The sequence below is a fragment of the Dokdonella fugitiva genome, from assembly GCF_004342425.1.
GTDB lineage: Bacteria > Pseudomonadota > Gammaproteobacteria > Xanthomonadales > Rhodanobacteraceae > Dokdonella_A > Dokdonella_A fugitiva.
In genome coordinates, this window is the sequence record NZ_SLWQ01000005.1 from 1 (window position 1) to 13,385 (window position 13,385).

11 protein-coding genes and 1 pseudogene are annotated in these 13,385 nt (G+C 64.8%); 4 read left to right on the forward strand and 8 right to left on the reverse strand.

Features of this window, described 5'->3' with window-relative positions:
* Positions 1-902: 902 nt before the first annotated feature.
* A complete protein-coding gene (locus tag EV148_RS10105; protein WP_131997494.1) occupies positions 903-1,217 on the reverse strand; it encodes a hypothetical protein in 315 nt (104 codons plus the stop codon).
* Positions 1,218-1,243: 26 nt separating this feature from the next.
* On the opposite strand from EV148_RS10105, the gene EV148_RS10110 reads away from it, so the two are divergent.
* The 3 genes from EV148_RS10110 to EV148_RS10120 all read left to right on the forward strand — a co-directional run bounded on the left by EV148_RS10110 (position 1,244) and on the right by EV148_RS10120 (position 3,687).
* Positions 1,244-1,738 (forward strand): erythromycin esterase family protein, encoded by a 495-nt coding sequence (locus tag EV148_RS10110; protein ID WP_131997497.1) that lies wholly within the window; start codon positions 1,244-1,246, stop codon positions 1,736-1,738.
* A 14-nt stretch (positions 1,739-1,752) separates the two neighbouring features.
* A complete protein-coding gene (locus EV148_RS10115) occupies positions 1,753-2,751 on the forward strand; it encodes a zinc-dependent alcohol dehydrogenase family protein (protein ID WP_241988048.1) in 999 nt (332 codons plus the stop codon).
* 111 nt (positions 2,752-2,862) lie between these two features.
* Positions 2,863-3,687, forward strand: a complete 825-nt coding sequence (locus EV148_RS10120) for a universal stress protein (protein WP_131997500.1) — start codon at positions 2,863-2,865, stop codon at positions 3,685-3,687.
* A 9-nt stretch (positions 3,688-3,696) separates the two neighbouring features.
* On the opposite strand, the gene EV148_RS10125 is transcribed toward EV148_RS10120, so the two are convergent.
* From EV148_RS10125 to EV148_RS10135, 3 genes are all read right to left on the reverse strand, one after another.
* Positions 3,697-4,530, reverse strand: a complete 834-nt coding sequence (locus EV148_RS10125) for a cache domain-containing protein (protein ID WP_131997503.1) — start codon at positions 4,528-4,530, stop codon at positions 3,697-3,699.
* Complete coding sequence (locus EV148_RS10130) at positions 4,527-5,525, reverse strand: L,D-transpeptidase family protein (RefSeq protein ID WP_131997506.1); 999 nt, start codon at positions 5,523-5,525, stop codon at positions 4,527-4,529. The genes EV148_RS10125 and EV148_RS10130 overlap by 4 nt, the downstream gene beginning before the upstream one ends.
* A 67-nt stretch (positions 5,526-5,592) precedes the next feature.
* Complete coding sequence (locus EV148_RS10135; RefSeq protein ID WP_131997509.1) at positions 5,593-6,246, reverse strand: BON domain-containing protein; 654 nt, start codon at positions 6,244-6,246, stop codon at positions 5,593-5,595.
* Positions 6,247-6,417: 171 nt separating this feature from the next.
* Here EV148_RS10135 and EV148_RS10140 point away from each other — a divergent pair.
* Positions 6,418-6,864, forward strand: a pseudogene (locus tag EV148_RS10140) (host attachment protein); the annotation flags it as partial.
* Here EV148_RS10140 and EV148_RS10145 read toward each other — a convergent pair.
* The 4 genes from EV148_RS10145 to EV148_RS10160 all read right to left on the reverse strand — a co-directional run bounded on the left by EV148_RS10145 (position 6,806) and on the right by EV148_RS10160 (position 13,342).
* Positions 6,806-7,732 carry a universal stress protein gene (locus tag EV148_RS10145; protein ID WP_131997515.1) on the reverse strand — a complete coding sequence of 309 codons (927 nt, stop codon included), beginning with the start codon at positions 7,730-7,732 and terminating at the stop codon, positions 6,806-6,808. The pseudogene EV148_RS10140 and the gene EV148_RS10145 overlap by 59 nt on opposite strands.
* A 113-nt stretch (positions 7,733-7,845) precedes the next feature.
* Positions 7,846-8,955, reverse strand: coding sequence for an NAD(P)/FAD-dependent oxidoreductase (locus EV148_RS10150; protein WP_199222758.1), 1,110 nt, complete (start codon positions 8,953-8,955; stop codon positions 7,846-7,848).
* Between the two features lie 117 nt (positions 8,956-9,072).
* Positions 9,073-12,342 (reverse strand): efflux RND transporter permease subunit, encoded by a 3,270-nt coding sequence (locus tag EV148_RS10155; protein ID WP_131997520.1) that lies wholly within the window; start codon positions 12,340-12,342, stop codon positions 9,073-9,075.
* Positions 12,335-13,342 carry an efflux RND transporter periplasmic adaptor subunit gene (locus EV148_RS10160; RefSeq protein WP_131997523.1) on the reverse strand — a complete coding sequence of 336 codons (1,008 nt, stop codon included), beginning with the start codon at positions 13,340-13,342 and terminating at the stop codon, positions 12,335-12,337. Before EV148_RS10160 ends, EV148_RS10155 begins: the two co-directional genes overlap by 8 nt.
* Positions 13,343-13,385: the final 43 nt, after the last annotated feature.

Sequence of the window (13,385 nt, forward strand, 5' to 3'; positions counted from 1 at the left end):
CAGCGTCGCCACGTCCTGAGGTGTCTTGCATCCGGACAGCAGCGCCTCGAGCGCCCTCTCGTCCACCTTGTCTGCCATCTCTGCTCCTCGCGGCATCTGCCGCTACCATACGTCAGGGAGCAGTTACACAGTTCAAATTACAGACTCGCGCTGTACGGGCAGGAGCGTCTGCTTACTACGGTTACGAACACACCGTACCGGGCACCGAGGACTCCGACGGCCGTGCTCCTCAGAGATGCTGCAGCTGCATCGCTTCTAGGAAGTCCTATAGCAGCCTACTGTGAGAGGTGCGCGAGCGCATGGCAGAATGCACTATCTGGGGCCAGAGGAAGCGCTGATGCACCGACTCTTGATGAAGATCGTGCTGGCGTTCGTTTGTATGCCATTCGCGCAACCGGCAAAGGCGTTCGTCGACACTCCATATCTAACACCTTCAGCACCTCAAGCAGGCCAGAGCGTAATGGTCAATGTACGCTTTGGGGAATGTGATGTCTTCGTTCCTGAAGACCCGTATCCAATCGTGACGAGAGAAGGAAACGCGATCCGAATACTGTTTTTTGGGTACTCGTACAGTGACCCTGAACTATGCGTGTACCCCCCTCTTCAAACGTCGCCTTCGATTGGCGAGTTTTCTCCGGGCAACTACACGGTACAGGTTGATTGGTTGCGTGTCGCAGTAGATGGGACCAGTACGACGACACTAGCTATCCTGCCTTTCACCGTCGGCGGAGTCCCCAACCCTCCCCAGCCCGCACCTGCATTGAGCGTCTTGGGTTTGGTTTTGCTCGCGACAGCCCTCAGCGTTATCGCGTCTCGAAAGCTACGCCTGATACTGCTGCCAGGAATCTTGCTGCTATGTCTGCAAATTCCCACGCAGGTTCGGGCCGATCAGCTGCCGGTCGCTACCAACACCATCGCGACACGTCCTTGATCACATACCCCATAGCGCCGGGCCAGTCTGCAGGCATTTTGAATCCATCAAACCCATCGTCTAGCCACTGCATAAGCTCCAATCCATCCGGAAGGCCTGCAAGCTGACGTCGAAGTGCGAACGCGCAGCAGTCCGCCAACTGCAAAAGTGGCACACGTTTTTGAACAAAATTGATTTCATCAATAGCGACGTCAAATGGATGCTTTGTTAGCCAGTCAAGATTGTTTCCAAAAACTTTGGGCACACGCTTCAGCTTACCCTGAAGAGCAGGCACGTCCTCCGCCATAATAATCATATTCTCGCCGGGGCCGCATCGTGGTCTGGGCGCACAATTCGCATCTGGGCGACGCGCGCGCCACCGCAATGAGCAAGCGCGGTGAATGGAATGTCGGTCAGCTGTTGCGCCAGGAGGCGGGACTCCAGGACACAGTGCTGGTCGGCTTCACGACCTATACCGGCCACGTCACGGCGGCACGCGACTGGGATCAGCCCGCGGAGCGGCGCTGGGTCCGTCCTGCACGTCGCGACAGCTACGAGCATGCGTTCTACGCGAGCGGACTGGACCGCTTCTTCCTGCCGTTGCGCGACGAGGTCGTCGCCTCGATGGACAACCCGTTGCTCGAGCGGGCAATCGGCGTGGTGTACCGACCCGAGACCGAACTCGAGAGCCACTATTTTTCGGCGCAGATCGGCTCGCAGTTCGACGCCGTGTTCCACCTTGATGAAACGAGTGCGGTCGAGCCGCTGGACATGAGCGAGCATTGGATCCGGCACGAACCGCCGGACACCTATCCGTTCGGGCTATGAGCGATGCGGAAACGATGAAAGACGAATACCGCGTGATGCAGCTCGTCGCACCGGGCATGCCACTCGCCGAAGCGACCCGGCCCATGCCACAGCCTGCAGCGGGCCAAGTGCTCGTCCGCGTCGAGGCCTGTGGCGTCTGCCGCACGGATCTGCACGTCGCCGACGGCGAGCTCCCGCAGGCACGCTATCCGATCGTTCCCGGTCACGAAGTCGTCGGCACCGTGGAAGATGTCGGCGCCGGAGTGACGTCTCCTGCTGTCGGGGAGCGCATCGGCGTCCCTTGGCTCGGTCGGACCTGCGGGCGATGCGACTTTTGCTTGGGTGATCGCGAGAACCTATGCGACGCGCCCGAGTTCATCGGCTGCACGCTGGATGGCGGATTCGCGACCCATATGCTCGCCGACGCCGCCTACTGCCTTCGATTGGGCGACATATCCGCGGAACCCGCATCGCTGGCGCCGTTGCTGTGCGCGGGCCTCATCGGTTGGCGCGCATTCCGGGCGGCCGGGCCATGCCGCGATCTCGGCTTGTACGGCTTCGGCGCGGCAGCGCACATCCTTTGCCAGATGGCCGTCGCACGAGGCGTCTCGGTGTACGCGTTCACTCGTCCCGGAGACGGGGCGACTCAAGCCTTTGCGCGAAGTCTCGGAGCATGCTGGGCCGGCGGCTCCGACGATGCGCCACCGCATCCACTCGACGCGACGATCATCTTTGCGCCCGTCGGCGCCCTCGTGCCCATCGCTCTCGGCAGGGTGCGCAAAGGTGGGCGCGTGGTATGCGCAGGCATCCACATGAGCGACATTCCAGGGTTCGAATACCGTCGACTTTGGGGCGAACGCGAACTCGTCTCCGTGGCCAATCTGACTCGCGAAGACGGACGCACGTTCTTCCTCGCCGCCGGCGACGACGTTCGAACCCGCGTGCGCACCTATCCGCTTCGCGATGCGAACCTTGCATTGGAGGCGCTTAGGGAAGGTTCGCTCAGCGGCGCAGCCGTCATCGTCCCGGACTGAGTTCAACGCACGGCACCGACAGCCGGCACATCATCGCGGATTGATCCAGATCAGCATCGACCGGCGAACGGCGCGATAGGGTGCGCTGCATCGTCGAGCGGAGATACCGTCATGAAAGACATCCTAGCTTATGCGGACAACTACTCCTCATGGACGCCGAGCATGAAGTATGCGGCGGGCTTGGCTGCTGCATTCTCGGGGCATCTGACGGGCGTCCACGTCGTGGCGTCACCGTACATGATGGTGTCTCCCTACGATGCCCCGCTCCTGCTGTCACGGATCGTCGACGAGCTTCGGCAGATCAAGGAAGAGGCATGCGCGCGGCGCAGCGCATTCGAGGCCCAGGCACGCGTACTCGGTACCCGCTCGGCACTCTGGGAAGTCGCCGAGGGAGAAGTGCCGGACGTGCTCTCGCAGATTGGCAATTGGCACGACGTGCTCGTGCTGGGTCGTGACGCGAAGAGCAACTGGGGTTCTCCCCAGTCGTTGGGAGGTCTGGTCCTGCGCAGCCACTTGCCCTGCATCGTCACGCCACCGACCTGCTCGACGGCGCGCGCTCAATGCGTGGCGCTCGGCTGGAACCATTCACCTGAAGCCATCCGCGCAATCCATGCAGCGCTTCCGATTCTCGCCACGGCCGGTCGCATCGTGATCCTCTCCGGCAAGCGGCGCGAACAGCCGTTGACGACCAGTTGGAAGCCGGAGTTCGACCTCGGAACATACCTGCGCGGCCATGGGCTGCTCGTCGAAGATCGTGAACTGGACGCGAGCGACGCCGACGCCGGCTCGGCGTTACTGGAAGCGGCTTCGGAGTGCCGCGCCGACCTGCTGGTCATGGGGGCGTACGGGCGTGCACGCTTCAGCGAATGGATTTTCGGGGGCGCCACCCGACACGTCCTCGCCGAAGCGCACATTCCGGTCTTCCTGCGGCATTGACTTGCAAGCTCAGGGGACGGGCGCTTGCTTCATCGTCGCGCTCGAGACGACCAGCCACCCGACAGCGAGCAGGAGCCCGTCGAGTACGACGAGGCTCCACCATGGCCATGGCGAGCCGCCGACAGAGGCTGTCATGGTGACGACGATCGGCAGGTCGCCCGCAACGGCGAAGGCGACCGAAGTGCCTGGTCCGGACGTGCTGACGCCCGCTTCGATGGGCGCACGCATCGCGCCGGCACTCTCCGGAATATCGAGGATCGTTCCACGCCCGCCGGCTTCCGGATCGGCAAGGACACGCCCACCGCGCGAGTGCAGGATGAGGCGCCCGAGGCTTTGCGAGTAAGCGGCGGCGTCGACGAGCGTCGTGATCGACGCCGTTCCCACGACTTCGCCGACCATGGAATCCGTGCCGCGTACCGCGTGGTGAAAGCGCAGGTCCGAACCAAGATCTCGAGAACCGGCTGATCCCGGCTCGTCGTTAGTCACGCGCAGTACCGGGCGACCGTTCGAGTCCGTCAATTCGATCTGCTTCATGCCGATCGCCTGCATGATGCGACGAAAGCGCATTTCCACGACGTCGAGTTCGCCGCTCGAGACGGCACGGCTCGTCGACGGATCGGATGCGAGCGTCGAGAGTGCCGCGCTCGCGGCGTTCGCCGAATGAGCAATGCCGCTCGCGATCGCTTGCACGTACAACTGGCGTGCTGTCTCGCGGTCCATCTCGTCGCGCATCGTCGCCTCGCGCAAGACTGCGACGCCGACCATTGACGGCGCGAGGACGGCCATGCACAGGTACGACATCGCGATCATTCGGCTGCTCAGGCGAAGGTGCGGGAACGTCACGGCGGCACTCCTGCAGTTGATTGGTCACGCAAGGCCGCGCCCATACCCGACTGCAGGATCGGAGCCACGATTTCGCCGCGCAATGCGGGCTGGTCCGTCACCAGTACGGTCGTGCCGGCGACGAGGACATCGCGCACGTGGCCCGCGAATTCGTCGGACACTTTGAGGTGTTTTGCGAGCGAATCCATAGACCACAGGCCGAGATCGCCGCGCAGCGGGTAGGCGAGCCATGTCCGCGAACCAGGCGCCCCACCCTGTTCCTCTTGCGCCACGAAAACGACGGCGCCGTGTCCCTGGAATCCTTCCGTGACGTCCACCGCGCCGGCGCCGATGCGCACGCCATTGCGCATCACGTACGCACGCCGGTCCACGAGGCTCACGAGAATGCTGACGGGTCCTTCGGTCTTCGCGTCCGCATCCCACCAGAATGATGCGGCCTGTGCGATGCCCAAATCCGGTTTCCCTAGAGGCGTTACCGGCGCCAGCACCGACGGATGGATGATCTCGGGGTCGACGGCATCGCGATCGGACACGACCACGGTATCGCCGTTGCGGGTCACCTCGAACAGGTGTTCGGCGAAGGGCTGCGGCACGCGGATGCAGCCGTGCGAGGCAGGATATCCGGGAAGTGTTCCTGCATGAATCGCCACGCCGTCCCACGTGAGTCGCTCCATGAAAGGCATCGGTGCATCGTCATACAGATTGGACCGATGTTCGCGTTCCTTCTGCAGGATCGTGAATACACCAGGCGGCGTGGCATGACCGCGCTTTCCTGAGCTGATCGCACTGGCACCGATCGCGATGCCGTTCCGGTAGACGTATGCGCGCTGTTCGACCAGGCTGACGACAATCACGACCGGACCATCCGGAGCGGTTTGCGGATACCACCATGGGGCATTCGCGATCGACACCGGATTGTTCGGATCGCTCTCGCCAGCGACCGCCTGCACGGCAAGCAGGGCTGCAAGCACGGAAATGACCCATTTGCCCGCCATTAACGCTTCCGGAGCCCGCCGAGCGCGTCGGCGGGCTCGCTTGTATCGGCACTCGTCGACGTGCGTGTCACGGCGCCACGATGATGTGATCGACGACCTGCTGGACGCCCGGAGCGTTCCATGCCGCGGCTTCGATCGTGTCGCGCTCGAGGAATGAATGCGCGGTCCCGCTCAATGTGACAGTGCCGTCGTTCACGGCCACGGTCACTTCCTTCGAATCCTGGTGAGCAAGGCGTTGCAGAGCCGCCTCGATCTTTCCCTTGACGTCCTTGATCGCCGCGTGCGGGCGCAGCGACACTGCATTGTTCAAGCCACGGACCCCGAGCAGCGGACGGACCGACGCCGCCGCGGCATCGCGCTGGTAGTCCCAGTCGACCTCGCCGGTCAAGGTGACGAAGCCGTCGTCGACCTTCACCTGCACGGCGCCGATCGGCACCGAGACGTTCCACTCGAGCGCCGTCACGGCCGCCTTGGCAATGTCCGCATCGGTTCGCTTGTTGCTTCCCGGTAATTTCACTTCCAGGTCCATTGCCACGCCCTTGACCCCGGCGACGCGCTTTGCCGCATCCGCCGCGGCGAACTTCTCGGCGTAGCTGTCGATCTCGCCGGACAACGTCACTACGCCATCTCTCGCCTCGACGCCGATATGGGCGGACTGCACCGCGGCATCCCACCGCAATTCCTCCATCACGTCCTGCTGCAACTGCCGATCGGTTTTCATGATGACTCCTCCGGGTTGAATGGACGTGATCACGATAGGCCCGGTACTGCCATTGTGAATTGATGCAGGTCAAGCGGCTCGATCTCGAATCGAGTTGATCCAGATCAATGCGCGACCAGATATTGAACGCGAGCATGCGCACGGGCCATTTCGGCCTTGTCGGAGCGTGCCATGACAATCACTTGGGTTCTCGTCGCGGACGGTAGTCGGGCGCGGTTGTTCGAGAGCACCCGGCGCGACGAGCCGCTGCACCAGCTGGAAAGCTTCCTCAATCCGGACGTACGCGCGAGCGCGCGGCAATTCACGACGGATCATCCCCCCACCGTCAATGAAAGCGTAGGGTTTGCACGTCATTCCATCGAGCCGCACACCACGCTTCGATCGAAGCAGACCATGCGCTTCGCGAGAACCCTGGCCGCGGCACTGGAGCGAGGCCGCACGGAACGTCGCTACGAACGACTCGTCGTGGCAGCGCCAGCCAAGTTCGCCGGTGCCCTGCATGGGCAATGCGCCAAGCCGTTGCGCGACTCCATTACGGCGGAAATACACCGGGATCTCGTCACGCTCTCCCCGACGGAAATCCACGAGCGTGTGGCGCCGTTGCTGGAGCCGACGGTACCGCGTTCGGAAATCGCCTGAAAGACGCCGCCCGGCGCATCCGGGCGAAACTTTCAGTTGTGCATGAACACGGGGACGGTAGCCTCGTGCAGCACGGTGCGGGTGGCGCCGCCGAATGCCATTCACCGATGCGCGACCGGCCGTAGGCACCCATCACGAGCAGGTCGGCCCCGGCTCTGGATGCCGCGAGCAGCAGAGCTTCGCCGATCCGATCGCCGTCCGCGAATGGTCCTTGGACGACGGGGTCGATGCCGTGCCGTGCGAGATGCGCATGGATGTCGAGCGGAGGCTGCCATTTGGCCTCGCTCTCCGGCGCGCCCCGGGCGCCGTCCAGCAATATGACGCGCGACGCACGCCGCAACAACGGCAGGGCGCTATGGATCGCACGCATGGCCTGTGGGGAGTCGTTCCACGCAATGGCGATGCAGTCGAACGCTGCGTTACGCCTCGCAGGCGGAACCATGAGGCACGGAACATGGGAGCGAACCACGATCGAACCGAGATCGACCGGCGCGCCCCAGGGCACATCCTGATCGCGATCGAGCACCAGCAGATCGTGCCAATTCCCGACGTGCGCGAGCGATTCCGGGGTGCGCCCGTCGGCTACCTGCCAATTCACTTGCTGCACCCCCATGCCGTTTGCCCATGCGATGAACGCCGACTCCGCAGCGCGCGCGGAGCGCTCCAGCGCACTCGCCGACTCAAAGGGCTCGAGCGCCGAGCCCGTCGGCGGTGGCATGTAGAACGGCCATAGGTGCACGAAAACGCCGGTCAGCGAGCCGCCGATGCACGAAGCCAGGCTAGCGGCGTACTCGACGCCGCAGCTCCACGCGTCATAACGCCCCGCATACACCATGATGTCTCGCATGCTCGACCTCCTCGATCAGGAACGCCCGAGGCACCGCGCGTGCGGCACCGCTTCGTGGCGTACTGCGATGGCGACGCGGAGTGGCATTGCTCGCGCCCGCGGCACCGGCCTCGTCAACGATATCGCCTCAAGTAATGGCTTTCGAACGCTGTTTTCACCCAATGCATCGCGCGCAAGGGTGGCAGCGCCCATCCGCGACCATCCGTGCGCACGACCGCCAATCCGCGGTCGAGGGTGTCGATGATGCATACCAGTTCGGGGCGGAACGTCTGCATGTGGGTCTCGCCCCGCAGTTCGCCGAGCAAGTTGCGCGCGGCAATGCTCGCTTGAAGATCCGCTTGATGAGCCTGCTTTGGCATCCAGTCGGGCCCGGGGAAGCTGCCGCCGTCGCCAGCGACGTAGACCATGGGCGCGCCGGCGACGTGGCAGCCGGCATCAGCCTGGACGAAGCCTCCAGGGGAGCGCGGCAGTGAGGTCGCATCGAGCCATGCTTGCCCGGTCAAGCCGGGCATGAACAGCGTCATGTCGCTGCGAATGCTCGTGCGCTCCAGGACGACCGCATCGGGTTCGAAGCGCAGCGGCTTCTCGCCGAGCGCGGTTTCGATGCCGCGTCCGCGCAGTTCACGTAGGAGCAGTTCGACGGCGCGCTCGCCGAGTCGCTGGCCGGGTTTTTCCGACGGACTGAAGAACACGAGCCGGAAGCGTTCACGGCGCTGCTGTCGGCGCAGCAAGGTGTCGATGCCGAGGACGAACTCGAATACCGGACCGCCACGCATCGCCGCGAGCTCCTGCGGGTTGGAGCCGAAGCCGAAGCACAGCGTGCCGCCCTCGAGCGCATCGAGGCGATCGCGAATCGCCTCGCCCGCCGCGATGCCCTCGCACGGGATGATCGCGTGTTCGATGCCGGGCAATCCGCGCAGGAAGCGTGCGCCGGTCGCGATCACGATACCGTCGTTGGCGACCTCCCCGGCATCGGTATGCAACGTGCGTGCATCTGCCGAGAGTCCGGTCGCGCTCGCGCGGTGGAAGCGGACGCGCTGGCGCTGCAGGAAGCGATCGAGGGGGACCACGACCTTCGAGCGGTCGCGTTCTCCTGATGGGATCCAGATCGTCCCGGGCAGGTAATGCAATTCGGCAACGGGCGCCACCAGGGTGAGTTCCGCATCGGCAGCGCGCGCGCGCAAGGTGCGCAGTGCCGTCAGCCCGGCGAAGCCGGCGCCCACCACGGTGATCCTCGGCTTCGTTGCTCTACTCCTCATCGGGTCACTCCTTTCGGCCGCTCGCCGCGATCCACGGAAAGCCCGGTAAGCGAGGCGCGCGTCGTTGTTCCGCTGCGCGCATCATGCAACCTGTACGACCTCACCGGTGCGCGGTCGGCGCTTGATCGCATAGTAGAGAATTGGAATCACGACCAACGTCAGGAGCGTGCTGACCAGGATCCCGAAGATCAGCGAAATGGCGAGGCCATTGAAGATCGGGTCATCGAGGATGAAGAACGCGCCGAGCATCGCGGCCACACCGGTGAGGGCAATTGGCTTGGCACGGACGGCGCACGCGTCGATCACCGCCTCCTCCAGCGGCACGCCGCGCTCGACTTCGTGACCGATGAAGTCCACCAGGAGAATCGAATTGCGCACGATGATGCCTGCTAAGGCAATCATGCCGATCATGCTCGTCGCGGTGAACTGTGCTCCGAGCAATGCATGTCCCGGCATCACGCCGATCACGGTCAACGGTATCGGTGCCATGATCACGAGCGGCACGATGTAGCTTCTAAATTGCGCAACCACCAGCAGGTAGATGAGCACCATGCCGGCGGCATAGGCGATACCCATGTCGCGAAAGGTCTCGTAAGTGATCTGCCATTCGCCGTCCCACTTCACCGCATAGCGGCTCGCGTCCGCCGGTTGCGCGATGAATGTCTGGTGCAACGGCAGCGCCTCGCCTTCGAAGCGCGCATCGCGCAGCTTCCCGACTACCGCGAACATGCCGTAGAGCGGACTGTCGAGCTTGCCGGCCTCGTCGCCGGTGACGTACGCCACGGGCAAGCCGTCCTTGTGATGGATCGTGCCGTCCCACGCGTCCGTTCGCACGCTCGCCAGTTCCGACAACGGCACCAGCCTGCCCCCTTCGCCGCGCACCCGCACGGCGAGCAGCGACGACGAGGTCGCCTGCTCCGCAGCCGGCAAGCGCAGGCGAACGGGGCGCGGATACTTCGAGGTGCCGTCATGGACGAATGTGGCATCGTCGCCCGCGACGGCCGCGGCGATCGCATCCGCGACCGCAGCCTGCGTCACACCCAGGCGTGAGGCGCGCACGCGGTCGAGCACATAGACCTCACGAGGCGCGTCGGCTTCCACGCTCGTATCGACATCGACGATGCCTTCGATACGGGCGAACTGCTCCGACGCGAGCGCGCGCGCGATACGGCGCTGGCCCGCGTAGTCCGGCCCATAGACTTCCGCCACGATCGGGGCGAGCACCGGAGGCCCGGGCGGCACCTCGACGACCTTCACCGATGCCCCGTAGTGCGCGCCTATCGCAGCAAGGCCCGGGCGCATGGCCAGCGCGATCGCATGACTCTGCCGCGAGCGAAGATGCTTGTCGACGAGGTTCACCTGCAAGTCGCCGACGTTACTGCCGCTGCGCAGGAAGTACTGGCGCACGAGTCCGTTGAAGTTGATCGGAGCCGCGGTGCCTGCATACCCCTGGTAGTCGAGCACTTCGGGTATCGTGTCGACTTCGGCAGCCAGTTCCTTCAACAGCGCGTCGGTTCTTTCGAGCGTATTGCCTTCCGGCAGGTCGACGATGACCTGGACTTCCGACTTGTTGTCGAACGGGAGCATCTTCAGAACGACCCATTCGACGATCGCGAGCGATGCCGCAAGCATCACGAGCACGATCATCGAACCGAACAGGAAACGACGCCGGCGGCGGGCATGCGGCACGAGAAATGGCGACATCAATCGCCGGAACAGGCGGTGCAATCTGCCCTGCCGCTGGTCTTCGGAGGATCGCAGGGAATGCTCGCTCGCTTCATGCCGACGCAGCAGCTTGAGCGACAACCATGGCGTGACCGTCAATGCGATGGCCAGCGACAGCAGCATCCCGGCCGACGCATTGACCGGGATCGGACGCATGTACGGCCCCATGAGCCCCGACACGAATGCCATCGGCATGAGCGCCGCGATCACCGTGAAGGTGGCCAGGATCGTCGGGCCGCCGACTTCGTTCACGGCTCCCGGGATCACTTCGGACAACGTGCGCGTTCGCCCGTCGGGACCTGGAAGCGACAGGTGCCGATGGATGTTCTCGACGATGACGACGGCGTCGTCCACGAGAATGCCTATCGAAAAGATCAGCGCGAACAATGAAACGCGGTTGAGGGTGAAACCCATCGCATGCGACGCGAACAGCGTCACCGCGAGCGTCAGGGCGACGGCGCTGCCGACGGCCACCGCCTCGCGCCAGCCGAGGGTGAACAGGACCAGCGCGATCACCGACAACGTGGCGAAGAGAAGCTTCTGCATCAGCTTCTGCGCTTTGTCCGAAGCAGTCCTGCCGTAGTCGCGGGTCACGGTCACGTGCACGCCGTCGGGAATCATCTCGCCCTGGAGTTGACCGACGCGGCGGGTGATCGCCGTCGTGATGTCGGACGCGTTGCTGCCAGGTTTCTTGGCGATCGCGACGGTTACCGCGGGAGCGATGCCGGCCCTCGGCCCCGGGCGGCCCGGTGGTGAACCGTACCAGGCGTAACGCGCGGGCAAGTCGGCCCTCGCCTCGACGGTGGCGACGTCCGAAATCAACAGTGGCTTGCCGCCATTGCTGCCGATGACGAGCGAGGCGACGTCTTCTGCGGACGCGAGGAAGCGGCCGGCCGTCACCGGCAACGCGCCATCGGCGCCCACGCGCTCCCCCGGTTGGTGCACCACGTTCGCGGCCTGCAGCGCCGTCGCGAGATCGCCGGGCGCGAGGCCGTACGCGGCGAGTTTCGCGGCATCGAGGGTGACCATGACCACACGATCCGGCGCGCCGATCGCGTACACGTTACGCGTGCCGGGAATGCGTTTGAGTTCGGCCTCGAGCGCATGCGCCACCTCCGCGAGGCGGCTCGCATCGGTTGACGCGTCGTCGCTCCAGAGGGTCAGGGCCATCACGGGCACGTCGTCGATGCCCTTCGGTTTCACCACAGGCGTGCCGACCCCGATGTTCCGCGGCCATGCATCTAGGTTCGAAAACACTTGGTTGTAGAGGCGTACGAGCGCAGCCTGCCGCTCCACCCCCACGTCGTATTCGACGGTGACCACCGCCACCCCCGGGCGGCTGACCGAGTACACGTGCTTGACGCCTTCGATTTCAGAGAGCGCCTGTTCCAGTGGCACCGCCACCAACTGCTCGACATCGCGCGCACTCGCGCCTTCGAACGGAACGATCACGTTCGCCATCGTCACGTCGATCTGCGGCTCCTCCTCGCGTGGCGTGACCATCACTGCCAGAAGGCCCAGCAGGAGCCCCGTGAGCGCGAGAATCGGCGTCAAAGGGTTGGACTGGAACGCCGCGGCCAGCCGGCCCGCGAGACCGAAGCGCGAAGGGCTCGACACGTCACTCATGCGTCGAATCCGTCGCCCGCCGCTGCGCGACCACGGCCTGCATGGCCGCGACGGGATCGCGAGCGACGATGTCGCCCGCCTTCAATCCGCTGATCACCTCCACCGTGTCCTCGTCGCGTGCGCCGAGACGAACCTGGCGCAGCAGGATCCGATCGCCCAGCTTGACGTAGACGCCGCTGAGCTCGCCGCGCTGCGCGACGGAGGCGGCGGGAATGCGTACGGACTCGCTTTCAGCTCCACCGTTTGCTGCCGCATCGAACACGACTTTCGCGGTCGTGCCCGGCGCAGGCGGCGTCGCGATTTCAGGCAGGCTCACGCGCACCACCACGCTGTGGCTGGCGACATCCGCGGCCGGAAATACGATCACGCGCGGCGACATCGTTTCGCTTCCATCCGGGAACAGGACGTGGGCGCGCGGATCGCGTCGGATCGCTTCGGCGCGGGTCTGCGGTACCGATACTTCGATGCGCAGGTCCCGTGGCGCATAGACCGACAGCAGCGGCTGCCCCGCGACCACCGTTTCGCCGGGTTCGACCTCGCGTCGCGACACCACGCCCGCGAATGGCGCTCGCACCACGGTGTATCCCGCCTGCTGCTCTGCCTGTGTCAGGCGCGCGCGTGCGGCGTCGCGCGCGGCGACGGCCGCATCACGCTCGGCACGCGCCTGATCGAGCTGAGCGCGCGACACATATTGCGCGCCCGACAATGCATCGAAGCGCGCATAGGTGCGCTCCGCCACCACGGCAGCAGCCTCCGCCGCGCGCAACTGGGCGCGTGCCGTGTTGGCGACGGCGTCCTGTTCAACCGCGACGATCCGCACCAGCACCGCGTCGGCTTCGACGCGATCATTCACGTCGGCTTCGACCGCGGCGACGGTTCCCGCGGTTTGCGCGCTGAGATCCGCACGCTGAACCGCTTCGACCACGCCGTCCCAGGCGCGGCCGGCGATCACTGCCGGCTGCTCGACCTCGAAGGTCGACAGTTCGGGCAACGGCGGCATGCGATTGGCCGAGCGCTCACCGCCGCACGCCGCGAGTGCCAGG